The organism is Lactobacillus sp. MRS-253-APC-2B, from assembly GCF_012843675.1.
Lineage (GTDB): Bacteria > Bacillota > Bacilli > Lactobacillales > Lactobacillaceae > Limosilactobacillus > Limosilactobacillus pulli.
In genome coordinates, this window is record NZ_JABAFO010000008.1 from 19647 (window position 1) to 44021 (window position 24375).

Below are 24375 nucleotides of genomic sequence, written 5' to 3' on the forward strand. Positions count from 1 at the left end.
TTTAATGGCGTTTGGCACGCCGAGCAGGGGGTTTGATGTTGTTTAGCTGCCAGATCAGTTCATCAATGGTCATGATGCGCGGATTGTCGTCCCACTGGCGGCTGTCGGTAAAATCAGCCACGTCCCAGTAATGATTGAGTAGATTAAGACCGTCTTTGCTGATGGCAAGATAGGAATCCTCATGGACAGCGATGGCCAATCCAAAATTAATCAAGGCGCGCAATCGATGCAGGGCGGCCGGATTATCCAACAGCTGCTGATTGATCAAGACGCCGCCCTTAGCAAAGCGTAATGGCTCATTGCCCGTTTGTCCCAGCTTTTCCAGCAATGCCAGCCAAACAAAGTGCCAATAGCCCAGTTTGATGCTGCCAAGCTGGGGCTGCAGAAAGTTTTTTCTTAGACTGGCAATCAATTCCCGATGGCTGCCAAAACGCCGCAAATCATACGAGGCATCGGCAAAGCGACGCGAGCGCTCATTTTCATGCCAGGAAAAACGCAGATAAAACAGCCGTTGACCATGTAAGACATTGGCATAGATGCTTTCGGTGGACTTAGCTTGGTTAAAGGCGATCAGCTCGTAGTCGTGATTGGGTAAGGCGGCAATAATGGCATGATGAATCTCATGATGCCAGTCAAGAGTTGCTTGCGCGGTCATGGAAAAACCTCCCTCAATTATGCTGACTCAATTATAAGCCCGGCGTTCATTTATTCTCAAACCAAAGCATTTCAGTTGTGGATTCAAGCTGGGTATACAGTATGGGACAATCACAACGGAATGAGCCGTGAATCGAGTGATTGACGAAATTATCGACTGGTGATGGGGTATAATAGTTTCCAATGATGTTTTGAAGGGAGTTTTCTGCAATGGATACCAAGCAGTATAAGTTTGTTGGTAACGACTTTGACATTGAGGCCGAACCAACCAGGATCGATGGCTATAACGATGAAGACCTGGCCATGGTCGAAAACGTCAAGGGCCAGATTGAAGCTAACCTAAAAAAACTGAAGAAGTTTCAAAAGAAGATGTATTCAAGATCACGCTATGGCGTCGTTTTGGTCTTTCAAGCTCTTGACGCCGCTGGTAAAGACAGTATGATTGCCCACATCTTCTCGGGCATTGATCCGGTTGGCTTTACGGTCAACAACTTCAAGCAGCCAAGCAAGACTGATCTGAGTCATGACTACTTGTGGCGGATTCATCAAAAGCTTCCCGAACGAGGTGCAATCGGAGTTTTGAATCGGTCTTACTATGAAGACGTGCTAGTTTCACGGGTACATCCAGAATTGATTTTGAATGCCAATCTACCTAATGTACTGACGATTGATGACGTTAACGATGCCTTTTGGGATGGTCGCTATGAAGATATTCGTCAGTTTGAAAAGTATCTGACGCGCAATGGCTATGTGGTTTTGAAATTCTTCTTGCATGTTTCAAAAGATGAACAAAAGAAACGGTTTGAACGCCGCATTACGATTCCAGAAAAGAACTGGAAATTCTCGTCTTCAGACATCAAAGAGCGTCAATACTGGGATGAATATCAGCTGGCCTATGAAAAAGCCATTAACGAAACAGCTACTAAAAAGAATCCATGGTACGTGATTCCAAGTGACAGCAAGTGGTACTCACGTCTGGCTGTTTCTGATATCCTAACCAAGCGCTTGGGTAAATTGGACCTATCATTCCCAGAAGTTACCGTTGCACAAAAGGCCGCGATGGATGATGCCTTGCGCTTTTTGGAAAACGAAAAAGATTAATCAGTGAGGAAAATTATGGCTCTGGTAAATTCATTTGATCAATGGCAAAAAATCAGCGTACCAAGCAACAGCTATCTTAGTCTTAAGCAGCTTAACGATGGTCAATGTCAGTGGGAACTGATTGAAAAGACCCATGCCAAACCGGCGATTAAAGACTGGCAAAATCTGCCGGCCAACGAGTTCAACCATTTACAGACCAAACGACTGTACCAGAGTCTAACGTCTTTGATTGAGGATTCTAAGACGCGGCGCTGGTTTGTTGGCGAGCATCCTTGGTGGGACTGGTCGTTTAATCTGCAATTCATCGAAGACCTAACGCCAGATGATCCGCTTAACCGGTGGATCGAGGAGATGGCTGATAAATTGGATGGTTATCTGAAACAAAGCCACTATCAGCAAGCTGTCAAAATGATGGCTGGTGTTTTGGTCAAAAAACTGCAAGTGTCACCGGAACTGATCGAACCTTATGCAATTTATCTAAACGCCAGTGCGCATCAATTCGCCAAACGCGGCCTGACTACGGATCGTGCTAAAACAGCAGTTCAGTTGAAGCAGACGGCTCATCATTTGATGAATCGACAATGGGATTTGCTGCAAGCTGATCTGCAAAATCTCAATCACTGGTGGGACTGATCTTGAAGTAAAATGATGCTTAAAAGAACGAGCTAAAATGATGCATATGGCCCAAATAATAGGCAGATTGATGAATTTAGTTGCGCTGAGCCGTAAAGTTGCTTAAAATAGGTCCGTATAGCTATATACACACCTATTGCGCGATCCTTGCCTAGCTGAATTGTTAGACAAGGGTCGTTTTGATTTAGGGGAGATTTCAATGAAAAAACGCAGAATTATCTTAATCATCGGTGGCGTCCTGGCAATTCTAGGGCTGGCAATGCTGGTTTGGGATTTTCGCCATGAACTGATGCTGGTGCTTGATCCAACCACGGCGCATCGTCACCAGTTGATGCGACTGATCCGATCGCATGGGGCCGCTGATATTGTCTTATTGACTATTGTGATTGGACTTTTAAACGCAATTCCTGGTATGTCCAACTCGCTGCTCTGCATTCTGGCGGGATTATGCTATGGACCATTGACCGGTTTTTTGATGAACTGGACCGGCAACATTTTGGGCAGCTGTCTGGTGGTATGGCTGATCAAGCATATCGACGTTTCGAAAAAAATTAAAACCAGTCGCCTGCTGACGGCACTGACCGACCAGCGCCACCCCTTGATTGGTTTGACAATCGGCTATATGATTCCCGTAATTCCCAGTGTTTTGGTCGATTATGCCGGGGTTAGAATGAAGCTTGATCGTTGGCGGTTTCTGCTGATGATTGCTGGTGGGATGCTGCCGACCTCCTTTTTGTATGCATTTGGTGGTGATGCGCTGTTCAATGCCGACTTCAAGCGCTGCAGCGGGGTGGTAGTCGCACTGCTGATTTTGATTGCGATGTATTTCTTGATTCGGCGTCGGATGAAAAAACCGGCCAGTCCAGCAGTCTAACTATATCTGAAAACTAAAAACACCTCGTTTGGTCATTTGCCAAATGAGGTGTTTTTGAAATATTTATTGAGCCAGATAGGCTAAGAAGCGTTGATAATCTTGATCAACCTGTTCGCTATATTTAATCGCCCAGTTGGCTAAGCCCTCGTCCAATTGTTTTTGCTTGCGCAGATAGCCAGCAATTCGTGGTGCCGTTGGACTTTGGAAATGTGCCATGGCCAAAAGAAAACTGCAGATTTCGGCATAGACGCTTAGACTTTCCAGATCCAGGCGGGTAGCATCGATTGATTCCTTCATATCACGGAATTGGCGCAGATAATAGCCCCGACCGTCAAAATGCGTACTGCCTAAAAATGGATCCGAGGCCGACTGCAGCACCTTTTGAGCCGTAACGATGCGGCGTCCAGCGTTAAGGCTGCTTTTGATTGATTCGGCAACTGGCATGGCTAATAAGTTGTAGCGCAATGGCAGGGCTTCTTTCATCTGCAAAACCAGGTGACTGCCATCGATCCCAGTCAACAGCAGCAAAAAGCAGCGCGTGCCAAAGCTGCCAACTCCTACACTGTAGCGGATTACATCTGAAAGATGATAGCTGGCCAATAAAACGCGGACGTCTTCTCTGACATAGTTGCGGTAGCTGTTAAACGCTGCTTGGATTTGTTTGAACGTTCGATCGCTGACGTGACGTGCACGTGGCGGATTTTCCCGAAAAACGAGACGACCGCGCAGATCAAGCGTGGTGAATTTTTTGATGACCATTTCTGAGTTGTTTTTGGGACTCTTTTTGAGAATTCGGTCAATGATGCGACTCATTTCGGCACGATCTGTGTCTTCTAATGAGTTTAGCGTCTGCATCATGTCATGAATCTCATATGAGAAATAAAAGCGCTGCAAAAGGCTCAGGGTTTCGGCATGTTTGACGCCGCGTCGATAGACCTTGCACATGCTGCCTAAAAGCGTCCGCATGCGATCAATGTCAAACTCGTTTTGCAAGCCGACCAAATAGGTGCTGACCAGCAAGCGTTTTAGGTCGCTTTCCCAGTTGCCGATTCTGGCTTCGTCAAAATCATTTAAATCAAAAAGCAGTTTGCGTTCCGGTGAGGCATAAAAGCCATAGTTTCCCAGATGCGCGTCGCCGTTGATGATAATTGAGATACCGCTTTGAAACTGCTGCTTGAGGTCTTGTTCCATTAATTCGGCAGTACCACGAAAAAAAGCAAAGCGACTGGCAGCCATGCGTTGATGACGCAAAGGCAAAAGTTCTGGGATCATCTTGGCTTCGGTCAGCTTGATCAAATTAATTGGATCGCGCTGAACAGGGACGTATTCGCCGAGTTTTTCGACTGGAACCTGGCGTCTTTGCAACTTGCCATCGTTTTCCAACTCGGCTTTGGTGGCGTTGACCTGGACCTTTTTAAGATCAAAAACATCCAGAGGCTGATTGAGCATCACTGACAAAACTTCCTTCACATGTTTTTCAGCTGCCAGACCGTACCATGAGCATTGATGCGTTCACTAAAGCCTGCCCAGACCTGACATGGATCATTGAAGAACCGCAACGTCAAGACGTGCTCGCCATCATTGACGAAGATCTCGGCTAGTGAGTGATCGATAAAGATATCAAGCTTTAATGGCTGATCGGCTGGCAGATCTACGCTGCGTACCGTGCCAAAGTCAGGAGCGACAGGTTGGCCGGCATGACTGCGATCTACGCTTAGTTTACCAGTCCGCGTATCAAAACGCACCTGCAAACCGGCAGAAAGATCTTGCGAAGCTGTCAAAAAGAGCGTCCCAGCCTGGTCGGCAGCAATGTCGACTTCCATTTCAAACTGCCGTCCAGTCTTGATATGGCTGACGTTACCGTTGAATGACTCGGCTTGACTTCGCAATTCTTTCATTGCTGGGACCGGTTTTTGAATTAGGCGTCCGTTTTGGTAGTGCAGCTCCTTGACCTGGCTTAAGCAATTGGCCCAGTTCTCTTCATCAGTTGGGTAGGAAAGATCGGGAAGCCCAACCCAGCTGATGGCATAGGCTTGGCCATCCGGAGCATTGAAGGCCTGAGTTGCATAGACGTCAAAGCCATCGTCTAGATTGACGGGAGTCTGCGAGCTGTTGATCAGTTTGGCCTGCTCATAGTCAAATTCATCACCAGTCAGATACATATTCGGGTAAATGTTTTCATAATCGGCAACCCTTTTATCCAAGCCTTGAGGACAGAAGATCAAAACGGGATGACCGTCAACATCGATCAGGTTGGGACATTCGCACATATAACCCATCGAGTCTTTCATACAGTCAACGTAACCCACTTCATGCCAGCCATTGATCAGGTCATCACTGGTCCACAAATCGATGTGACCTTCTTCGGTGGCCTTTTCCTGCGCCCCGATAATGGCATAGTATCGGCCATCATGTTCAAGCAACTGTGGATCACGGAAATGCTCGCTGATGTGGTCAGGATTGACAAATAGTGGCTGGTCTAGCTTGGTTACGCGGTTTTGCTCATCCATCCAGGCGCCCAGCTGGTATGGTGTTCTTTGCCAGTCTTGGTCACGATGATTGCCGGTATACATCAAAAACAAGCGATCATCGATGGCCCGTGCCGACCCGGAATAGGCTCCATGACTGTCGTATTCGGTATCGGGTGCCAAGGCCAGACCGTGATCTTTCCAGTGCACAAGATCAGGTGAGGTCATATGCATCCATGACTTCAGACCATGGGCGGCACCAAATGGAAATGACTGGTAAAAGACATGCCATTCACCATTGTAATAGGAAAAACCATTTGGATCGTTTAAAAGACCAGAGCTTGGCCGAACGTGATAATGCATCTGATAAGGCGAATTATCAGCCTGAGCCTGCAGTTTTAATAATTCTAAGGCGCTATGCTTTTCATAAGGCAGATAGCGCTGCTCGCGAGTCCATTCCATAATATTTAACTCCTTACTGTTTTAGATAATCGGAAACTGATTTGAAAGCGCTGTTTTACCTTCTAATTTTAAGGAGTTGAATGCTTTGTGTCAAACGTTTATCAAATATTGGCAGCTGTCAGCCGCATTTGGCAATGAGGAATGTTGTCCAGTAGGTAGACTTCGGAAGTCTGCTTGAAGCCAAAACTGCCATAAAATTTAGTAAGGTGGGCCTGAGCTTCAATCTCGACGTCTTGGCCTGGAAAGTTTGCGGCGATAAAAGCCAAAACGGCACTAAGCAGCTGCTTGCCCAGTCCTTGTTTTCTAAAACGCTCAACAACCAATACGCGTCCAAACGTTACGTAACCATCCTTTTGCATGATACGTGAATAGGCCATTAGTTCATTGGTCTGATCATTAAGCAGCCGGACGTGAAAGCAATGATAGTCATCATCATCGACTTCTTGGTAATAACAGGTCTGTTCAACGACAAATACGCGCGTCCGCTCTTTAAAGATCGTAACCAGTTCTTGGGGTGTCAGTTCGTCTGTTTTTTTAATATCAATCATGATAAACCTCTTAATAATGTAAACCTGAATCTGCGTTATTATTTACTTGTGGATTAAGTATAAGTTTTTAGCAAACGAGGTGGCAATATGGAAATAAATGAAAAAATTCCTGAAACAATGCATGCCTGGGAAGTCGTTAAGCCCGGTCCGGTTGATGGCGAGATCTCACCATTGAAATTTGTTGAAAAGCCGGTACCAAGGCCTAAGCGTGGTGAGATCCTGGTCAAGGTACTGGCCTGTGGCGTCTGTCATACCGATCTGCACGTCAGCGAAGGCGATCTGCCAATTCATCAGCCAAACGTTACGCCTGGTCACGAAATTGTCGGACGAGTAGCGGCATTTGGTGATGACACGCAACGCTTCAAATTAGGTGAGCGCATTGGGATTCCTTGGTTTCGGCATGCTTGCGGGGTTTGTCGTTTTTGTCGCTCAGGGCGTGAAAATCTTTGTCCGCATTCGATTTATACCGGTTGGGATCATGATGGCGGTTATGCCGAATACGTCACTGTCCCAGAAGGATTTGCCTACCGGATTCCAGAACGCTTTGACGATCTGACGGCTGCACCACTGCTTTGTGCCGGGATCATTGGTTATCGAGCCTATCTGCGTGCCAACGTGCCAGCAGGTGGCCGACTAGGGTTGTATGGATTTGGCGGATCAGCCCATATTACGGCCCAGATTGCCATCAAGCAGGGAATTGAGGTGCATGTCTTTACACGTGGCAATGATGCACAAAAATTTGCACTTCAGCTAGGTTGTGCCTCGGCGCAGGGAGCCTATGACAAGTCGCCGGTGCCGCTTGATTCAGCAATCATGTTTGCACCAGCTGGCCAAATGATCCCAAACGCCTTAGAGAATCTGGTATCAGGTGGAACATTGGCATTGGCAGGAATTCATATGAGCGATGTACCGACAATGACCTATCAAGAACATCTTTTTCATGAAAAGGTAATAACCAGTGTTGAGAGCAATACCAGACGCGATGGTGAGGAGTTTTTGACCCTAGCCGATCGATTGGATATTCATCCAAAGGTTGCTGAATATCCATTAAAAAAAGCTGATGAGGCACTAAGACGCGTTAAGCAGGGTGACATCGATGGGGCGTGTGTCCTGCGTGTCAGTCAATAATTGGTTAATATTTAAAATTTTTTTAAACTCGTTAAGGGGATCTAAATGCCTTTAAAACGGGCTTATATGTCAACCCATTGTCATTTAACCGGTAAAAACAAATGTCAAACGATTGACATTTGTTGAAAAGCGGGTATGATAAATAAAAGTAAAAGCGCTTACAGTTATTTGAGAATTATTTATTCTGGTTAGTAATGCAATTATTTATCTGGGGAGAGCAATTATGGATCATAAACGAGTCGCCCAAACCGTTGTCAAAGCGGTGGGCAAAGATAATATCGTGGCTGCTGCACACTGTGCCACGCGGCTTCGTTTGGTGGTCAAGGATGATTCCAAGATCGATCAAAAAATGTTGGATAATGATGCTGACATCAAAGGGACGTTTGAAACGAATGGTCAATACCAGATCATCATCGGCCCTGGTGATGTCAACAATGTCTATGATGAAATGGTTAAGATTACCGGTTTAAAAGAAATGTCAACCGATGATCTGAAACAGGTTGCAGCTAAGAACCAAAAGACGAATCCAGTGATGGCGTTCATCAAGCTGTTGTCTGACATCTTCGTACCGTTGATTCCAGCCCTGGTTGCCGGCGGTCTTTTGATGGCTTTGGACAACGTGCTGGCTTCACCTGGTCTGTTTGGGCCTAAGTCAGTCATTCAGATGTACCCTTCGCTCAAGGGCATTGAATCAATGGTCAACGTAATGTCGGCAGCACCATTTACGTTCCTGCCAATTCTGGTTGGGATCTCTGGTGCCAAACGGTTTGGCGCCAACCCATTCCTGGGCGCGGTTGTTGGTATGATGATGACCTCGCCGTTGCTGCAGGCAGGTCATTTCTGGAACGTCTTTGGTCTGCACGTTTCAATGCAGCCTTACACGGGGCAGGTTATTCCGGCGCTGGCTGCAGTTTGGCTGCTGTCAATCTTTGAAAAGTGGTTCCATAAGAAATTGCCAAGTGCGGTTGACTTCACGTTTACGCCACTGCTGTCGATTCTGCTGACTGGTTTTCTGACGTTTACCATCGTGGGTCCAGTGATGCGGGATCTTTCCGACTGGATCACGGCTGCAATTGTTTGGATTTACAACACGCTTGGCTGGGTCGGCACTGGTATCTTTGGTGCCTTCTACTCACCAATTGTCTTGACGGGGCTGCACCAAAGCTTCCCAGCCATCGAAACGCAATTGATTTCAGCCTTTAAGTCAGGTACTGGCTATGGCGACTTTATCTTTGTCGTTGCCTCAATGGCTAACGTTGCGCAAGGGGCTGCGACGACAGCGGTCTACTTCTTGACCAAGAGCAAGAAGATGAAGGGGCTTTCCAGTTCAGCTGCGGTTTCGGCCTTGTTGGGGATTACGGAACCAGCCATCTTCGGGGTTAATCTGAAATTGAAGTTTCCATTCTTCTGTGCTTTGATTGGTTCTTGTGTGGCCAGTGCATTGGCCGGTATGTTCCACGTTATTGCCGTATCGCTCGGTTCCGCTGGTTTCATTGGCTTCCTTTCAATCAATGCCAAATCGATTCCGCTTTATATTCTGTGTGAACTGGTCAGCTTTGCCATTGCATTCTGTGTTACGTTCTTCTACGGCAAGGCCCACCACAACTTGGTTGACCCGGTTACCGAGACTGAAGCTGATGCTGAAGCCAAGGCCGTTGAGATCCAAGCAGAAGCAACTGCTGCTGAGCCAGCCAGTGCCGTTAAGAGCGAGGATGTCTTGAGCCCAGTTGATGGTAAGGTTGAGGATCTGTCCAAAGTTAAAGATGAGGTCTTCTCCCAAAAGATGATGGGTGATGGCGCCGCCGTTGTACCAAGTGATGGCACTATTTACTCACCAGTTGATGGTAAGATTACCGTTGCCTACGCTACTAAGCATGCATATGGCATTACGTCTGACGATGGTGCCGAAATTCTGATCCACGTTGGTTTGGACACGGTTAACCTGAAGGGCGAACACTTTACCAGCGCGGTTGAGCAGGGCCAAACCGTTAAGCGCGGCGACAAGCTGGGAACGGTTGATCTCAAGGCAGTTGAAGCTGCCGGCTACGACACTACGGTAATGGTCGTTGTTACCAACACGGCTAGCTATGCCAAGGTTGAACACGTAGCAGAGGGCGACATCAAGCATGGCGAAAAGCTGATTCAAGTTGCCAACTAAAAATCAAATACCTTCTCTGCATTAATGCAAAAGCAGCTCGATTACTGGGAATCGGGCTGCTTTTTTTATATAATAAAATTTAATATTCAAAATGTTTAATGCTTGAGGAGGTAAAAATGACTTTTCCACAATTAGACCTGGCTGATGCCAAGGGTCCTAAAGCAACTATTAAGACCAACCACGGTGACATCGTGATTCAATTGTTCCCAGAGCAGGCGCCCAAGACGGTTGAGAATTTCATTACGCTTGCTAAGCAAGGCTACTATGATGGCGTGACGTTCCATCGGGTCATTCCTGAATTTATGATTCAAGGTGGTGATCCAACCGGTACCGGTGCTGGCGGTCAAAGCAGCTTTGGCGCACCGTTTGAAGATGAATTCAGTCGTGAACTGTTTAACTTCAATGGGGCGCTGTCAATGGCCAATGCCGGCCCCAATACCAACGGCAGCCAATTCTTTATCGTCAGTGCTACGCAGGTGCCTGATAATATGATTGGTCAAATGAAGCAGCTGGGCTGGCCAGCCGAAGTCGTAGCCAATTACGAAAAGAATGGTGGCACGCCTTGGCTTGATGGACATCATACCGTCTTTGGCCAGGTAGTCAGCGGCATGGACGTGGTTGACGAGATCAGCAAGGTTGCTCGTGATGCGGCTGACAAGCCGAAAGAAGACGTTGTAATGACAACGGTTGAAATTGATGAAGCTTAGCATATGATTATCAAACCGCAGACAGTGTTTAAAGGCTGTCTGCGGTTTTTTATATGCCTTGAGATTAATAGCCGATTACATATAAAATGACTGATTACTCGAACGGGCGAAAGATTTTTAGATTTTTTTGAAATTAATTAAAGATTGTGCAAAAGTTTCAAAAAGATTAAAACGGCTTGGTAACGGGTTTTTGATGGGGGATTATAAGTAATTGTTATAAGCTCTATGTGTTTTGACTATAGCAGTTTGTGCAGAGTAAAGTTGGAACCGTAGAAAAGCAACAACGCTTACATCACTTTGTTTATATCGCATGTTGAATTCAATTGGAGGTTTTAATATGCCAGAATTTCGTACTGAAGAAGATACTCTAGGTCCAGTTCAAATCCCTGCCGATGCTTTGTGGGGTCCTCAAACTGAACGGAGCCGTCACAACTTCCCAACTGGCCAATACATGCCAATCGCTATTATTCGTGCACTGCTGAACATTAAGAAGGCAGCTGCTCAAGCTAACATGGAAACCAACGCGATTTCTGAAGAAAAGGGTAACCTGATCGTTAAAGCCGTTGATGAACTGCTGGCTTTGAGCGATGAAGATCTGCGCAAGGACTTCCCATTGAAGGTTTACCAAACCGGTTCCGGTACGCAGACCAACATGAACACTAACGAAGTCGTAGCTCATAAGGCAATGCAGATCAACCCAGACGTTGAAATCCTGCCTAACGATGATGTTAACAAGGGCCAAAGCTCAAACGACACGTTCCCAACTGCTATGAACGTCGTTGCCTTAGAAGCACTGGACAAGCTGAAGCCAGCCGTACAACACCTGATCGATGAATTGAAGATCAAACAAGACAAGTACTGGGAAACGGTTAAGGTTGGTCGGACTCACTTGCAAGATGCCGTTCCATTGACTTTTGGTCAAGAAGTATCCGGCTACGTATCTGCACTTGAACACGACCTTAAGTACATCGAACAGCTTGAACCAACGCTGGAAGAATTGGCAATCGGTGGGACGGCTGTTGGTACTGGTCTGAACGCTGCTGAAGGCATGCCTGAAAAGATCGCCGAAAAGCTAAGCCAAGCATACGGTCTGAAGCTGACTGCCAAGAGCAACAAGTTCTATGGCCTGTCACACCACTCTGGCCTCAATGTGGTTCATGGTGCTTTGAAGACGCTGGCTGCCGACATGTTTAAGATCGCTCAAGACATCCGTTTCCTGGCTTCTGGTCCACGGGCCGGCTATGGTGAACTGCACATCCCAGCTAACGAACCAGGCTCTTCAATCATGCCTGGTAAGGTTAACCCAACTCAAGCTGAAGCCGTTACGATGGCTGCTTTGCGAGTGTTCGGCAATGACGTGGTCGTTTCAACTGCCTCCTCACAAGGTAACTTTGAAATGAACGTCTTCAAGCCGGTTATGATTGATGCCTTCCTGGAATCTGCCGACCTGCTGACGGGTACGACGATGGGCTTTGCTGACAAGATGATTCATGGTCTGACGGTCAACGAAAAGCGGATGAAGGAACTGCTGGACAACTCACTGATGACGGTTACGGCACTTTCCCCACACATTGGCTACCATGACAGTGCCAAGATTGCTCAAGCTGCTGACAAGGCTGGCAGCACGCTGAAAGAAGCTGCCTTGAAGTCTGGCAAGGTTACCGAAGAGCAATACGACGAATGGATGGATCCGCTGAAGATGACCAACGCCGATCGTCACGATTACGAAGACTAGTTAAAGGAGCTGCAAAATGGCACAATTTCAAACCACGCCAGTCAGTCAGCTGGCAGACAGCTATGATGCCGTGATCGTCGGTTCTGGCGGTACCGGTCTGGCGGCTGCAATTCAAGCTCATGAACTGGGGATGAACGTTGCCGTGCTGGAAAAAGAAGAACAGCTTGGCGGTAATACCAACCGAGCCTCTTCTGGGATGAACGCTGCTGAAACCAACGTTCAACTCAAGCATGGCATTATTGACAACATCAATGACTTTTACCGCGAAACCTACAAAGACGGCGGTAAGCTCAACGACAAGGACATGCTTGGTTTCTTCGTTGTTCACTCACCACTTGCAATCGACTGGCTGGCCGACCATGGCATCAAGCTAGAAGACGTTACGATTACCGGTGGGATGTCCAAGAAGCGGACCCACCGTCCAGCTTCAATGGCTCCAATTGGTGGTTTTCTGGTCAAGAGTCTGCTGGATGTCGCTGCTAAAGAAAACATCCCCGTCTTTAACAAGGTTAAGGTTGAAAAGCTGGTTAAAAACGACCAAGGCGCAGTTGCCGGGGTCGTAGCCAGCGTTGATGGTCAGCCAAAGCAGATCAATGCTAAGGCTGTGCTGCTGGCAACCGGTGGCTTTGGGGCCTCTAAGGAATACATCAAGCGCTATCGTCCAGACCTGGCTGATTACAAGACGACCAACCAGCCTGGGGCAACCGGTGACGGCTTAAAGCTGGCTGAAGAGGTTGGCGCTCAATTGACGCAGATGAATTTTGTTCAAGTTCACCCAACCGTTCAACAAGACAATCCACACGTCTACCTGATTGGCGAAGCCGTTCGTGGTGAAGGGGCCATCTTGGTCAACTTCCAAGGTGAACGTTTTGTTAATGAACTGAACACGCGCAAGATCGTTTCCGAAACGATTACCGCCTTGCCAGAACATAGTGCCTACCTGATCTTTGACCAAGGCGTTCGTGACCATGCCAAGGCTATTGAGTTCTACGACAAGGTTGGCTTGGTTGTTCATGGTGACACGGTTGAAGACCTGGCCAAGAACCTGAAGATGGATCCGGCGGTGCTTAAGAATACGGTCGAAACTTGGAACCAGGCCGTTCAAGCCGGTGAAGACAAAGAATTCGGTCGGACGACGGGGATGGATCGCGATCTGTCCAAGTCAGGCTACTTTGCCATTCACATTGCTCCAGCCATCCACTACACGATGGGTGGAATTCACATCAACACCAAGACGCAGGTTCTTGACGGCAATGGTGACGTGATCCCTGGTCTGTACGCAGCCGGTGAGGTTTCCGGCGGTCTGCACGGTAACAACCGGGTCGGCGGTAACTCAATTGCTGAAACGATCATCTTTGGTCGTCAAGCCGGTCAACAAGTAACGGTTTACGCTCGCGAACATTAATTTTCTGCCTTCAATAGCGTACGCGGGTCTAAATATTTGAATACGGCAGGGTTAGGGATTTTGCCCTGTCGTATTATTAGCCATTATTTTGTTGAAATTATCACAAGAAGCGTGTACAATACTGAATTTTGTTAGAAAATTTTTGAAAAAGTGTCTAAACAGTCTTTTTCAGTCGAGTAGAGAGGAAAATCAGATATGTCAAAAGTTATGCTGGTTGGCGACGGTGCGGTTGGTTCCGCTTTTGCCAACGATTTACTGCAACACGTTAGTCTGGATGAATTGATCATTGTTGATCGTAAGACGCAAAAAGCGGCTGGTGATGCAATGGATTTAGAAGACCTGGCTATGTTCGATGGTACGACGGTAGTACGCGGTGGCAAGTATGAGGATGCGGCTGACACTGACGTTGTAGTTATTACGGCCGGAATTCCGCGCAAGCCGGGTGAGAGTCGGCTGGATCTGGTTAACAAAAACGTTGGGATCTTAAAGACGATCATCGACCCAATCGTTAAGAGCGGCTTTAAGGGAATCTTTGTCGTCGCCTCCAACCCAGTTGATATTTTGACAACGCTGACGCAGCGGATCTCTGGTTTTCCAAAGAACCGGGTCATCGGTACGGGGACGTCGCTTGATACGGCTCGGCTGCGCGTGGCACTTGCCAAGCGCTGCCATGTGCCGGTACGTGAAATCAGCGTTGACGTCTTAGGTGAGCACGGTGACACATCGTTTGCCAACTTTGATGAAGCAACGATTGCCGGCAAACCATTAAAGGAGTTTGCTGACGTTACTGATGAAGAGCTTGCGGAAATGCAGTCTGGTGTTAAGAAAAAGGGTGGCGCCATCATTCGTTCCAAGGGTGCCACCTACTACGGCGTGGCCCGCTGCCTGTCTTTGATCTGTGAAGCCATCATCTTCAACCGTTCGATTGTCTTGCCACTTTCGGCACCATTGAATGGTCAATACGGTATCAAGGATCTGTATCTGGGGACGCCAGCCTCTGTTAACCGGACTGGAATTCGCTATGTCATTGAAACGCCGCTTTCAAAACGCGAGGTAGCGGCAATGCAGCACTCCGCCGCCAAAATGAAAGAAGTTTTGGATGGCGTTGAGCTTTAGATTAGGATTTTGAGACAACCTTTTTGGAGGAAATATCACAATGGGTTTAGCAAAAGTTAAGTATAAGGGCTTTATTGCCCCATTAATTATCGGGCTGCTGATCTGGTTCACGGCTCCAGTCCGACCAGCCGGCGTATCAGTTGCCGCTTGGCATATGATGGCGATCTTTATTGCAACGATTGCTGCCTGTATTACGCAGCCGCTGCCAATTGCCGCGGTTACGCTGATTGGCTTTACGGTAGTAGTCATGACGAAACTGGTGCCAATGGATGATGCTTTGATGGCCTTCAGCAACTCTTCTTCTTGGCTGATTGCCATGGCCTTTATGTTGGCACGTGGGATCATCAAGACTGGTCTGGGTCACCGAATTGCCTTATATCTGATCAAGGCCTTTGGTAAAAAGACGCTTGGTCTGGCCTATGCCGTTGGAGGAATCGATCTGATCACGGCGCCAGCTACGCCTTCCAACACGGCTCGTGCCGGTGGGATCGTGTACCCACTGGTTGAATCACTGGCCAAGACGTTTGGTTCTGAGCCAAATGACGATTCACGTAAAAAAATCGGGGCCTTTCTGACGTTCTCTGAATTTAACAGCAACATCATCACTTCGGCTATGTTTATGACGGCTTTGGCACCTAACCTGGTTATCGTTGCCCTGGCTAAGACGATGAAGATTCACATTACCTGGCTGGGCTGGTTTACGGCCAGCGTTGTCCCTTGTTTGCTGCTGTTTATCTTGGTGCCATATGTCATCTACAAGATGTATCCACCTGAGATCAAGGAAACGCCTAATGCCCGTGAATGGGCTGACAAGAGCCTGCGCGAAATGGGACCAATGAAGGTTTCTGAAAAGGTTATGGCTGGTGTTTTCATCTTAACGATTATTTTGTGGATGATGTCCAATGTCCTTGGCATTGAAGCTTCATTCGTTGCCTTTTTGGCAATCTGCTTGTTGCTGATCTTTGGGGTTTTGACTACTAAGGATCTGTTGAGTGAAACGGGTGCTTGGAACGTATTGATCTGGCTTTCAATTCTGGTCTTCATGGCCGGCGAGCTTTCTGAAATGGGCCTGATCAAGTGGCTGTCAAAATCGATCGCCAGTGGTCTGCATGGTATGAACTGGGTTGCAGTGTTGGCAATTCTGATGGTTATCTACTTCTATGCTCACTACCTGTTTGCCAGTGCCACGGCGCACGTTACGGCTCTTTACGCGCCATTTGTCGGCGTTGCGATTTCTGCCGGTGCTCCAGTTATGCTGGCGGCAATGTCACTGGCATTCTGTTCGGCAATCATGGCTTCGACTACTCACTATGCCAACGGTCCTGCTTCCATTTTGGCAAGTTCCGGCTATGTCAAGCAGGGTGAATGGTGGCGGATGAGCTTTGTCTTGGGACTGCTTTACTTGGTAGTCTTCTTGACGGTGGCACCGCTTTGGATGAAAGTTATCGGCATGTGGTAGACATGCAAAAAAGCGATCCGGTCTGGGTCGCTTTTTTTACATCGAAAGGAAAGATTATGAAATTTATTACATCAGATCACGTACGTCTGGATTATGAGGATGAGGGTTCAGGCTATCCAATTCTGCTGGTTAGCGGCTTGGGCATGTGTAAGGAAATCTGGCGGCCCACCAAGGCATTTTTATTGCAAAACGGCTATCGAGTCATTACGTTTGACGCCCGTAATCAAGGGGCTTCTGAGCATACTTTTAAAGGCGCAAGGATTTCGCGGCATGCGATTGATGTTTACGAATTGTTGAAGAGCTTGTCGATAGAGCATTGTTTGGCAGTAGGACATTCAATGGGCGCTTCAACAATGTTTGGCTACGTCTCGTTATTTGGGCGCGGTCAGTTGGATGGACTGGTAGACATTGATCAAAGCCCTAAGATGATTAATGATGAGACATGGCATTATGGTTTTAAAGATTTATCATGGGACGAATTTCCAGCAGCGCTGAAAATGCCGCTGGGCCGCGCTACGGCAGTTGAAATTGATGAAGCCACGGTAGCAGCTGTTCGGCAGGCTAATGCACAGCATCCTTATGATGAGAGTGCCAACTTAAATTTTGCCATTGATCATGCTTTTCAAGACTGGCGTGACATCGTTGCTTTAATGCCAGTGCCGTTTTTGGCGGTTGCCGGTGAAAAGTCGCCTTACTTTAATCCTGATTTTCTGCAAGCAATCCAAATCTTAAATGAAAAAGCTCAGACACAGGTTGTTGCTAATGCTGGACATGCCGTGATGGCCGAGCAGCCAGTCGAGTTCAATGCTGTTTTGGGTGACTTTGTCAAAAAGATCGCACCATAATAAAAACGTCGCCTAGCTTTTAGACGACGCATTGAGTCAATTATTGTCCAATTCAAGCAAAACGCGGTTGGCAACGGCTTCGTTGGTAATGATATCGGTTAACAGATTGCCGCGTAAGGCTCCCAGCATGGCGCGCGCCTTGAACTTGCTCTTAACGACGCCGATACGGCAAGGTACCTCCAAAAGAGCGGCAACTGAGGCACCAAAAAGCTTGTCACTCTTTGGCGTTAAAATCTGACCATCGATACTGTAGGGGCGACCATACAGCATACCAACGATTTCTTGACGATCAACGTTTTCAAAGATCTCGTTGAGGCTTTGGTGCCAGATGCGAATACTGTTGACCGAATCAATCGTGCCAATTCCGGTAAAGAGCATATCCATTTTGCCGCACTGTTCAAAAACATTGGCGATCGCCGGCTCGTTTTTCAACTGTTCTCTAACGGTGTCGTTGAGAATGTAAAGCGGCGCTGGAATTGTCAGATAGCTGGACCCGTATTTGGCAGCTGCCTGCTGAACTAGTGGCGTGGCCCCAATGGCGGAGCTGTATTTTAGATTGTCGCCCATAAACTGGGTAAAGACCAGGTCATCACGCACCTCGGTTTGGAAGCGATTGATGATGTTCATCAAAGTGCCGCCCCAGCTGACGCCGACGATTTCGCTGTTTTTGATATGGCGCTGAACCTCAGCGGCCGCAAAATCGATGATGTTTTCGATGTCAGCATTGGTCGTAGCAGCATCCTTGATGATCATGGTATTGGTATGCGGAAAAAGTTCGGCAAAGCGCGTCTCTAATTCCGTATTGCGATCAATGGGGGAATTGATGGTGATCCTAACGATACCGGCCGCGCGCGCTTCATTTAGAGCCTTGGTAATCAAATAGCGGCTCAGCTGATATTTTTCTGACAGTTGAGTAATGGTTAATTGCCCAAGATAAAAGTCGCGGGCAATATCAGCCAACTGTCCCTGCTGTGTAATGTCATTCATGCAAATGATCCTTCTTTCCTAAAAACGATTCTGAATCTCTTTTAATAATATCAAACTTTTTTAATTTTGAAAAAATATTATAACTATTTGAAAAAGTTAAAAAGAGCGTGTAAAATAACTGATGAGAGATTTGAAATTTAGATGAGTTTGAGAATTTGATAACTTGAAGGGATGATTAGATGACTTCAGAAGAAGATGCTATTCTTCGCCTGCATCAAGCCCATACTGGGATGCTGAACATTAAGTCAGAGTTTGACATTGAGGATCGCGCTGATCTACAAAAGGCTTATACGCCCGGAGTTGCGGTCTTATCGAGAATGATTGCTGAAAATCCGGAACTTAAAGACAAGCTTACGGTCAGCGGTAAATTGATTGCCCTGATTACTGATGGGACTGCCGTACTGGGACTTGGCAACGTCGGCCCAGCTGCCGGTTTGCCAGTAATTGAAGGGAAGGCCTTATTATATAAGGATCTGGCTAACATCAATGCAATTCCATTGGCAGTTGATCAAGTCAGCCCGCAAGAAATCATCAAGACGATCAAAAACATCTCACTATCGTTTGCCGGCATTCACCTAGAAGACATTGCCGCGCCACGCTGTTTTGAAATTGAGAATGCTTTGAGTGAAGAGTTGGACATTCCAGTTTATCATGATGATCAAGAAGGCAGTGCGATTGTGGTCTTAGCCGGTTTGATCAATGCTGCCAAGGTCGTTGGCAAACAGCTGACCGATCTGCGGATCGTGATCAATGGCGTGGGGGCCTCTGGTCTGGCTACCGCACGGCTGCTATATGCGGCCGGAATCAAGCATCTGACATTGGTTGACGTGCATGGGGTCATTACGTCAGAAGACTACCGGGCCAATGACTATCAGCGTTTGTTCGCCGCTAAGCTGGGCACGCCAAAGAGCATGGAGAATCAAAATATTCATGATGCCATTAAGGGACAGGATGCTTTTATCGGACTTTCAACCGGTAATGTGATCAACCGTCATGACGTCAAGCAGATGAATGAACGGCCGATTATCTTTGCCCTGGCCAATCCGCACCAAGAAATTGCGCCTGAAAAAGCCAAAGAGGCTGGTGCAGCAGTAATTGCTACCGGGTCCAGTCAATATCCTAATCAGGTCAACAACATCCTGGCCTTTCCAGGACTGTTCAAAGGCCTGCTTACCAGTGGTCTAAAAAAGGTTGATATGGATCTGCAAAAAGCAGTGGCACAGGCATTAGCTAGCGTTGTTGAAAAGCCAAGTGCTGAAAACATCGTCCCAAGCGTGTTTGATGAGCGCGTTGTTCCAACCGTTGCCAAAGCAGTTGAGGACTACGCTAAAAAGCAAAAATAAAAAGGAGTCGTTCCATGGAAAATCAAATTGTTGACCTGCATCTGAGTGATCGCGCCACGCGGCAGAAATGGCAGCAGTTTTTGGAGTCGTTAGGAATTCACAACTTTTCGGATGCTGAGGTCGACAAGATTGATTTTACTCTGGGACTGCTTGATGAACAAGGCCAGTTGGTTGGTACGGGTTCAGCGGCCGGCAATGTCTTGAAATACATTGGCGTCTGCAACAAAGAAGCCGTACCGGGAGCCAGATTCAATGCGATTGTCAGTGCTTTGACGAATCGACTCTTTCAGGAACATCGCTTTCATCTGTTCGTCTTTACCAAGGCCAAGTACTCGGCAAGCTTTCAGCACCTTGGATTTAAAGAGCTTGCCCATTCAGACGTGGCCGCTTTTCTAGAAACCGGTGACCCTAACGTTGATGACTATTTAGCAGCTGTTCCAAGAGTGGCTGGGCAGGAGGCTAAAAAAGTGGCCGGTATTGTAATGAATGCCAACCCCTTTACCAATGGTCATCGCTATTTGGTCGAGCAGGCCGCCAAAGAAAACGACCTGGTTTATGTCTTTGTAGTCAATACGGATCTGTCGCTGTTTAAGACCAGTGAACGCTTCGAACTGGTAAAAGCGGGTACGGCTGACCTAAAGAACGTCATTGTCGTTGATGGTGGCGATTATATGGTCAGTTATGCTACTTTCCCAGCCTACTTTTTGGAATCAGCCGACCAGACGATTCGCTACCAGACAACCTTAGATGCCCGCGTCTTTCGCGACACGATCGCACCGGCACTCAATATAAAGACGCGTTATGTTGGCAGTGAGCCGTTATCACGAACGACTGGAATCTATAATCAAGTTTTGCAACAGGAACTGCCGCCTAAAGTTGCGTTAAAGATCATCGAGCGCAAGACGGCAACTAATGGAAATTATATTACCGCGACTGAGGTACGCAAATGCATCAAGGATGACAATCTCGATGCTATCATGGGGCTCGTCCCAGCAACGACGCAGAAGTTCGTTGAAGACCATGTTGCGATACTTCAAGAGCGGATCAAGGAAGGAATGAACATCAATGGAAATTAAGGAAACCGCAGTAGCTGGTACCTTGGAATCATCTGATATTCAAATCATGCTGTCCAAGGGTACGGATGGCATTGCGATTGATTTGGAATCAGACGTTGCCAAGCAGTTTGGCAATCAAATCAAGAAGGTCATCACTGAAACGCTGACGGCAATGGGAATTCAAAACGCTAAGGTTAAGGCCGTTGACAAGGGTGCCTTGGACTGTGTAATCAAGGCCCGCACGATTGCCGCTGCGCAACGTGCTGCCAAGACGACTGATGAACCTGCATGGGAGGTATTGTAAGCATGGCTGAAATTAAAGAACGCTTGCGCCGGACGATGATGTTCGTACCTGGCAACAACCCAGCAATGGTTAAGGATGCTGGTATCTATGGTGCCGACTCCATCATGTTCGACTTGGAAGATGCCGTTTCAATGGCTGAAAAAGATGCTGCTCGTGACCTGGTTTACGAAGCACTGCAAACGCAGGACTATGGCGACGCGGAACTGGTTGTCCGGGTCAACGGCCAAGACACGCCATACTACGCTAATGACGTTCGGGCCATGGTTAAGGCTGGCATTGACGTTGTGCGGCTGCCAAAAGCTGAAGACGCTGAAATGGTTAAGAAGCTGGATGCCGACATCACGGCTGCTGAAAAGGAATTTGGCCGAGAAGAAGGTTCAACGATGCTGATGGCTGCTATCGAAAGCGCCAAGGGTGTCATCAACGCCTACCAAATCGCTTCTGCATCTGACCGGATGATGGGGATTGCTCTGTCTGCCGAAGATTACACGACTGACATGAAGACGCACCGCTACCCAGATGGTGCCGAACTTGAATTTGCCCGCAACATGGTTCTGCATGCTGCCCGGGCTGCTGGTGTAGCTGCCTTTGACACGGTCTTCACCAACATGAACGACACGGAAGGCTTCTACCGTGAAACTGAATACATTCACCAGCTTGGCTTTGACGGCAAGTCCCTGGTTAACCCACGTCAAATCCCAATGGTTAACAAGGTTTACGAACCAACCAAGAAGGAAATCGAAAACGCCAAGAACGTTGAAAATGCCATTAAAGAAGCCAAGCTCAAGGGTTCTGGCGTTATTTCCATGAACGGTCAAATGGTCGACCGTCCAGTTGTGCTGCGTGCTGAACGGGTTATGCGCCTGGCTAAGGCATCCAACCTGATTGACGAGGAGGGAAACTACATTGAAAAATAATGTAAATCGCGAACTGCCAGAAGATTTGATGAAGCAGCTCGACTACAAGCCATTTGAAACTACCGAAATCGGTCATCCCGAAGTTCAACGGGTTGCGCCTAAGGTTACCGTAACGACTGGTGACGACAAGGTTGTTGAATCACTGGAAGACGTTGTTAAAAAGACCGTTAAAGACGGCATGACGATTTCTTTCCACCACCACTTCCGTAACGGTGACTTTGTGTTCAACCAGGTCATGGACATCATCTTGAAGCTGGGTATCAAGGATTTGACGCTGGCGCCATCTTCTCTGACTGGCGTTATGAACGACAAGGTAATCGAAGCCATCAAGGCTGGTACGATCACCAACATTACCAGTTCAGGGATGCGTGGCTCTTTGGGTGACTTTGTTTCTCATGGTGGCTTGAAGAACCCTGTTATCTTCCGTTCTCATGGTAACCGAGCTCGCTCAATCGAAAATGGCAACATCAAGATCGACGTTGCCTTCCTGGGTGTGCCTAACTCCGATGCCTTGGGTAACGCCAATGGTATGAATGGTGATGCGGTCTTTGGCTCACTTGGTTATGCTTTGATGGATGCTCAATATGCTGACAAGGTTGTTTTGCTGACTGACAACATCGTCGACTACCCTAACACGCCAGCTTCAATCAAGCAGACGCAAGTCGACTACGTTGTTAAGGTTGACAAGGTTGGTGACCCTGACAAGATCGGTTCTGGTGCTACTCGTTTCACTAAGGACCCTAAGGAATTGAAGATTGCCTCAATGGTAAATGACGTTATCGTCAACTCACCATACTTCAAAGATGGCTTCTCTTTCCAGACTGGTTCTGGTGGTGCGGCCCTGGCCGTTACTCGTTTCCTACGTCAATCCATGATTGATGCTGGCATCACGGCTTCATTCGCACTGGGTGGTATTACCTCACCAACGGTTAAGCTGCTTGAAGAGGGTCTGGTCAAGAAGGTTATGGACGTTCAAGACTTCGACAAGGGTGCGGCTGCTTCGATGAAGAACAACCAAAACCAACAAGAAATCGATGCTTCTTGGTATGCTGACCCAGACAACAAGGGTGCCATGGTTGATCAGCTTGATGTGGCCATCCTGTCCGCTTTGGAAATTGACACCAATTTCAATGTCAACGTTATGACTGGTTCTGACGGTGTGATCCGTGGTGCCATTGGTGGTCACCAAGATGCCGCTACTTCCAAGCTGACGATCATCTCAGCTCCATTGGTTCGTGGCCGCATCGCTACGGTTGTACCAGACGTAACCACGGTTGTTACGCCAGGCGAATCCGTTGACGTATTGGTTACCGAATACGGGATTGCCATCAACCCTCGTCGTAAGGATCTGCAGGAAGCTTTGAGCAACGTTCCGGGTCTGCCGGTCTACGACATTCACGATCTGCAGAAGCTGGCTGAATCCAAGGTTGGTAAGCCTGAACCACTGCAATTTACTGATCGGACGGTGGCCCTGGTTGAATACCGTGATGGGACGATCATCGACACGATCAAGCAGGTTAAGGACTAATCTGAACTGATTGAAATTTTAAAACCGCGGCTGCTTTAATCTCAGTCGCGGTTTTTTATGAAATTGAGGATATGATTTATGGAACAGACAAGCGCTAAGCTGGTTAACGATGCACTGCGAGCAATGATTTATGAGGTTTCCGTCAACCCTAAGCCTGGTTTGGTAGACCCGGTGTCTTCTGGACCGCACCCTGATATGGATGTATTCTTATTTATTGACAGTGCTCTTAGTTTGCATCATTATTTTGAACAAAGCGTTGATTTGGGAATGAGTTTTGCAGCGACCGATCTGACGCTTATGTTTAAAAAGCTGCGAACTTTGGGTATTGAAGCCGAAAAGACGATGTTTAAGGCAACCAATGGCGTTAATACGCATAAGGGCGCGGTTTTTTCACTTGGTGTCCTGACGTGTGCCGAGGCTTATCGAATCAAGCACCCCCAACTGGAGCTAGCCACGATCGTTAAACGGATGCTTAAAGGATTGACGGCCAGTGATTACGATATTGAAAAGCTGCATGCCAAGCCGGTTGAACAGTTGACGGCCGGTGAGAAAGAATTTCTGCGCTATGGCATCAAAGGCATTCGCGGTGAGGCCGAGGCAGGCTATCCAACCGTAATGAAGATTGGCGTACCGGCATTAGCAAAAAGCGAAGGGACGACGATGCAGCGCTTGTTGGACACGTTTATGCATATCGTTGCGCGGACTGAGGACACCAATCTGATCAAGCGAGCCGGTCGTCATGACGTTGTTGAAGAGGCTCATCAACAGGCAAAAAGATATTTAGAGCTTGGCGGCACACAGACGCAAGCGGGCCGTGATTACTTGAAGCAGCTCAATCATGATTATCTGATCAATAATTATAGTCTGGGTGGTTCAGCGGATTTGCTGATATTGACTATTTTTGTTGGCTTGCGCAAGGGAATTCTACGACCTGAAGCAGCAATCTGA

At 47.5% G+C, this 24375-nt stretch carries 22 protein-coding genes; 17 read left to right on the forward strand and 5 right to left on the reverse strand.

Going from position 1 to position 24375, the window contains the following annotated elements:
- Position 1: 1 nt before the first annotated feature.
- Positions 2 to 655: a hypothetical protein gene (locus HF864_RS05490; RefSeq protein WP_169462044.1), complete on the reverse strand. Its 654-nt coding sequence runs from the start codon at positions 653 to 655 to the stop codon at positions 2 to 4.
- Between the two features lie 209 nt (positions 656 to 864).
- Here HF864_RS05490 and HF864_RS05495 point away from each other — a divergent pair, with 209 nt between their 5' ends.
- From HF864_RS05495 to HF864_RS05505, 3 genes are all read left to right on the forward strand, one after another.
- Positions 865 to 1755, forward strand: a complete 891-nt coding sequence (locus HF864_RS05495; protein WP_169462045.1) for a PPK2 family polyphosphate kinase — start codon at positions 865 to 867, stop codon at positions 1753 to 1755.
- 15 nt (positions 1756 to 1770) lie between these two features.
- On the forward strand, positions 1771 to 2388 hold the full coding sequence (locus HF864_RS05500; RefSeq protein WP_169462046.1) for a hypothetical protein: 618 nt from the start codon (positions 1771 to 1773) through the stop codon (positions 2386 to 2388).
- 199 nt (positions 2389 to 2587) lie between these two features.
- On the forward strand, positions 2588 to 3262 hold the full coding sequence (locus HF864_RS05505) for a VTT domain-containing protein (RefSeq protein ID WP_169462047.1): 675 nt from the start codon (positions 2588 to 2590) through the stop codon (positions 3260 to 3262).
- A 63-nt stretch (positions 3263 to 3325) separates the two neighbouring features.
- Here the strand turns inward: HF864_RS05505 and HF864_RS05510 are convergent, their stop codons facing one another.
- The 3 genes from HF864_RS05510 to HF864_RS05520 form a co-directional block, all read right to left on the reverse strand.
- Complete coding sequence (locus tag HF864_RS05510; RefSeq protein WP_169462048.1) at positions 3326 to 4711, reverse strand: DUF2252 domain-containing protein; 1386 nt, start codon at positions 4709 to 4711, stop codon at positions 3326 to 3328.
- Positions 4712 to 4728: 17 nt separating this feature from the next.
- Positions 4729 to 6192 (reverse strand): sucrose-6-phosphate hydrolase, encoded by a 1464-nt coding sequence (locus HF864_RS05515; RefSeq protein ID WP_169462049.1) that lies wholly within the window; start codon positions 6190 to 6192, stop codon positions 4729 to 4731.
- A 101-nt stretch (positions 6193 to 6293) separates the two neighbouring features.
- A complete protein-coding gene (locus HF864_RS05520) occupies positions 6294 to 6740 on the reverse strand; it encodes a GNAT family N-acetyltransferase (protein WP_169462050.1) in 447 nt (148 codons plus the stop codon).
- Positions 6741 to 6827: 87 nt separating this feature from the next.
- Between HF864_RS05520 and HF864_RS05525 the strand changes: the two genes are divergently transcribed.
- The 8 genes from HF864_RS05525 to HF864_RS05560 all read left to right on the forward strand — a co-directional run bounded on the left by HF864_RS05525 (position 6828) and on the right by HF864_RS05560 (position 17293).
- The gene (locus tag HF864_RS05525) at positions 6828 to 7868 is read left to right on the forward strand and encodes a zinc-dependent alcohol dehydrogenase family protein (protein WP_169462051.1); all 1041 of its coding nucleotides are present in this window, start codon (positions 6828 to 6830) and stop codon (positions 7866 to 7868) included.
- 223 nt (positions 7869 to 8091) lie between these two features.
- The gene (locus tag HF864_RS05530) at positions 8092 to 10026 is read left to right on the forward strand and encodes a sucrose-specific PTS transporter subunit IIBC (RefSeq protein WP_169462052.1); all 1935 of its coding nucleotides are present in this window, start codon (positions 8092 to 8094) and stop codon (positions 10024 to 10026) included.
- A gap of 116 nt (positions 10027 to 10142) precedes the next feature.
- Complete coding sequence (locus tag HF864_RS05535; RefSeq protein ID WP_169462053.1) at positions 10143 to 10733, forward strand: peptidylprolyl isomerase; 591 nt, start codon at positions 10143 to 10145, stop codon at positions 10731 to 10733.
- A gap of 337 nt (positions 10734 to 11070) precedes the next feature.
- Positions 11071 to 12468, forward strand: coding sequence for a class II fumarate hydratase (locus HF864_RS05540; protein ID WP_109588114.1), 1398 nt, complete (start codon positions 11071 to 11073; stop codon positions 12466 to 12468).
- 16 nt (positions 12469 to 12484) lie between these two features.
- On the forward strand, positions 12485 to 13873 hold the full coding sequence (locus tag HF864_RS05545) for a flavocytochrome c (RefSeq protein ID WP_169462054.1): 1389 nt from the start codon (positions 12485 to 12487) through the stop codon (positions 13871 to 13873).
- A 195-nt stretch (positions 13874 to 14068) separates the two neighbouring features.
- Entirely contained in the window at positions 14069 to 14989 is a 921-nt protein-coding gene (locus tag HF864_RS05550; RefSeq protein ID WP_169462055.1) for an L-lactate dehydrogenase, read from the forward strand.
- Between the two features lie 40 nt (positions 14990 to 15029).
- Entirely contained in the window at positions 15030 to 16448 is a 1419-nt protein-coding gene (locus HF864_RS05555; protein ID WP_169462056.1) for a DASS family sodium-coupled anion symporter, read from the forward strand.
- A 56-nt stretch (positions 16449 to 16504) separates the two neighbouring features.
- The gene (locus tag HF864_RS05560) at positions 16505 to 17293 is read left to right on the forward strand and encodes an alpha/beta hydrolase (RefSeq protein WP_169462057.1); all 789 of its coding nucleotides are present in this window, start codon (positions 16505 to 16507) and stop codon (positions 17291 to 17293) included.
- 36 nt (positions 17294 to 17329) lie between these two features.
- On the opposite strand, the gene HF864_RS05565 is transcribed toward HF864_RS05560, so the two are convergent.
- The gene (locus HF864_RS05565) at positions 17330 to 18280 is read right to left on the reverse strand and encodes a sugar-binding domain-containing protein (RefSeq protein ID WP_169462058.1); all 951 of its coding nucleotides are present in this window, start codon (positions 18278 to 18280) and stop codon (positions 17330 to 17332) included.
- A gap of 179 nt (positions 18281 to 18459) precedes the next feature.
- Between HF864_RS05565 and HF864_RS05570 the strand changes: the two genes are divergently transcribed.
- From HF864_RS05570 to HF864_RS05595, 6 genes are all read left to right on the forward strand, one after another.
- A complete protein-coding gene (locus tag HF864_RS05570; protein ID WP_169462059.1) occupies positions 18460 to 19623 on the forward strand; it encodes an NADP-dependent malic enzyme in 1164 nt (387 codons plus the stop codon).
- A 14-nt stretch (positions 19624 to 19637) separates the two neighbouring features.
- Positions 19638 to 20699: a [citrate (pro-3S)-lyase] ligase gene (citC, locus tag HF864_RS05575; RefSeq protein ID WP_169462060.1), complete on the forward strand. Its 1062-nt coding sequence runs from the start codon at positions 19638 to 19640 to the stop codon at positions 20697 to 20699.
- Positions 20689 to 20982, forward strand: a complete 294-nt coding sequence (gene citD / locus HF864_RS05580; protein ID WP_169462061.1) for a citrate lyase acyl carrier protein — start codon at positions 20689 to 20691, stop codon at positions 20980 to 20982. Before citC ends, citD begins: the two co-directional genes overlap by 11 nt.
- 2 nt (positions 20983 to 20984) lie before the next feature.
- Positions 20985 to 21899 (forward strand): citrate (pro-3S)-lyase subunit beta, encoded by a 915-nt coding sequence (citE, locus tag HF864_RS05585; protein ID WP_006500679.1) that lies wholly within the window; start codon positions 20985 to 20987, stop codon positions 21897 to 21899.
- A complete protein-coding gene (gene citF, locus HF864_RS05590) occupies positions 21889 to 23427 on the forward strand; it encodes a citrate lyase subunit alpha (RefSeq protein WP_169462062.1) in 1539 nt (512 codons plus the stop codon). Before citE ends, citF begins: the two co-directional genes overlap by 11 nt.
- Before the next feature lie 78 nt (positions 23428 to 23505).
- A complete protein-coding gene (locus HF864_RS05595; protein ID WP_169462063.1) occupies positions 23506 to 24375 on the forward strand; it encodes a triphosphoribosyl-dephospho-CoA synthase in 870 nt (289 codons plus the stop codon).

Excerpts from the sequence above, each read along its gene's own strand:
- HF864_RS05490 (WP_169462044.1), bottom strand. The coding sequence starts at position 655 with ATGACCGCGCAAGCAACTCTTGACTGGCATCATGAGATTCATCATGCC.
- HF864_RS05495 (WP_169462045.1), top strand. The coding sequence starts at position 865 with ATGGATACCAAGCAGTATAAGTTTGTTGGTAACGACTTTGACATTGAG.
- HF864_RS05500 (WP_169462046.1), top strand. The coding sequence starts at position 1,771 with ATGGCTCTGGTAAATTCATTTGATCAATGGCAAAAAATCAGCGTACCA.
- HF864_RS05505 (WP_169462047.1), top strand. The coding sequence starts at position 2,588 with ATGAAAAAACGCAGAATTATCTTAATCATCGGTGGCGTCCTGGCAATT.
- HF864_RS05510 (WP_169462048.1), bottom strand. The coding sequence starts at position 4,711 with ATGCTCAATCAGCCTCTGGATGTTTTTGATCTTAAAAAGGTCCAGGTC.
- HF864_RS05515 (WP_169462049.1), bottom strand. The coding sequence starts at position 6,192 with ATGGAATGGACTCGCGAGCAGCGCTATCTGCCTTATGAAAAGCATAGC.
- HF864_RS05520 (WP_169462050.1), bottom strand. The coding sequence starts at position 6,740 with ATGATTGATATTAAAAAAACAGACGAACTGACACCCCAAGAACTGGTT.
- HF864_RS05525 (WP_169462051.1), top strand. The coding sequence starts at position 6,828 with ATGGAAATAAATGAAAAAATTCCTGAAACAATGCATGCCTGGGAAGTC.
- HF864_RS05530 (WP_169462052.1), top strand. The coding sequence starts at position 8,092 with ATGGATCATAAACGAGTCGCCCAAACCGTTGTCAAAGCGGTGGGCAAA.
- HF864_RS05535 (WP_169462053.1), top strand. The coding sequence starts at position 10,143 with ATGACTTTTCCACAATTAGACCTGGCTGATGCCAAGGGTCCTAAAGCA.
- HF864_RS05540 (WP_109588114.1), top strand. The coding sequence starts at position 11,071 with ATGCCAGAATTTCGTACTGAAGAAGATACTCTAGGTCCAGTTCAAATC.
- HF864_RS05545 (WP_169462054.1), top strand. The coding sequence starts at position 12,485 with ATGGCACAATTTCAAACCACGCCAGTCAGTCAGCTGGCAGACAGCTAT.
- HF864_RS05550 (WP_169462055.1), top strand. The coding sequence starts at position 14,069 with ATGTCAAAAGTTATGCTGGTTGGCGACGGTGCGGTTGGTTCCGCTTTT.
- HF864_RS05555 (WP_169462056.1), top strand. The coding sequence starts at position 15,030 with ATGGGTTTAGCAAAAGTTAAGTATAAGGGCTTTATTGCCCCATTAATT.
- HF864_RS05560 (WP_169462057.1), top strand. The coding sequence starts at position 16,505 with ATGAAATTTATTACATCAGATCACGTACGTCTGGATTATGAGGATGAG.
- HF864_RS05565 (WP_169462058.1), bottom strand. The coding sequence starts at position 18,280 with ATGAATGACATTACACAGCAGGGACAGTTGGCTGATATTGCCCGCGAC.
- HF864_RS05570 (WP_169462059.1), top strand. The coding sequence starts at position 18,460 with ATGACTTCAGAAGAAGATGCTATTCTTCGCCTGCATCAAGCCCATACT.
- citC (WP_169462060.1), top strand. The coding sequence starts at position 19,638 with ATGGAAAATCAAATTGTTGACCTGCATCTGAGTGATCGCGCCACGCGG.
- citD (WP_169462061.1), top strand. The coding sequence starts at position 20,689 with ATGGAAATTAAGGAAACCGCAGTAGCTGGTACCTTGGAATCATCTGAT.
- citE (WP_006500679.1), top strand. The coding sequence starts at position 20,985 with ATGGCTGAAATTAAAGAACGCTTGCGCCGGACGATGATGTTCGTACCT.
- HF864_RS05595 (WP_169462063.1), top strand. The coding sequence starts at position 23,506 with ATGGAACAGACAAGCGCTAAGCTGGTTAACGATGCACTGCGAGCAATG.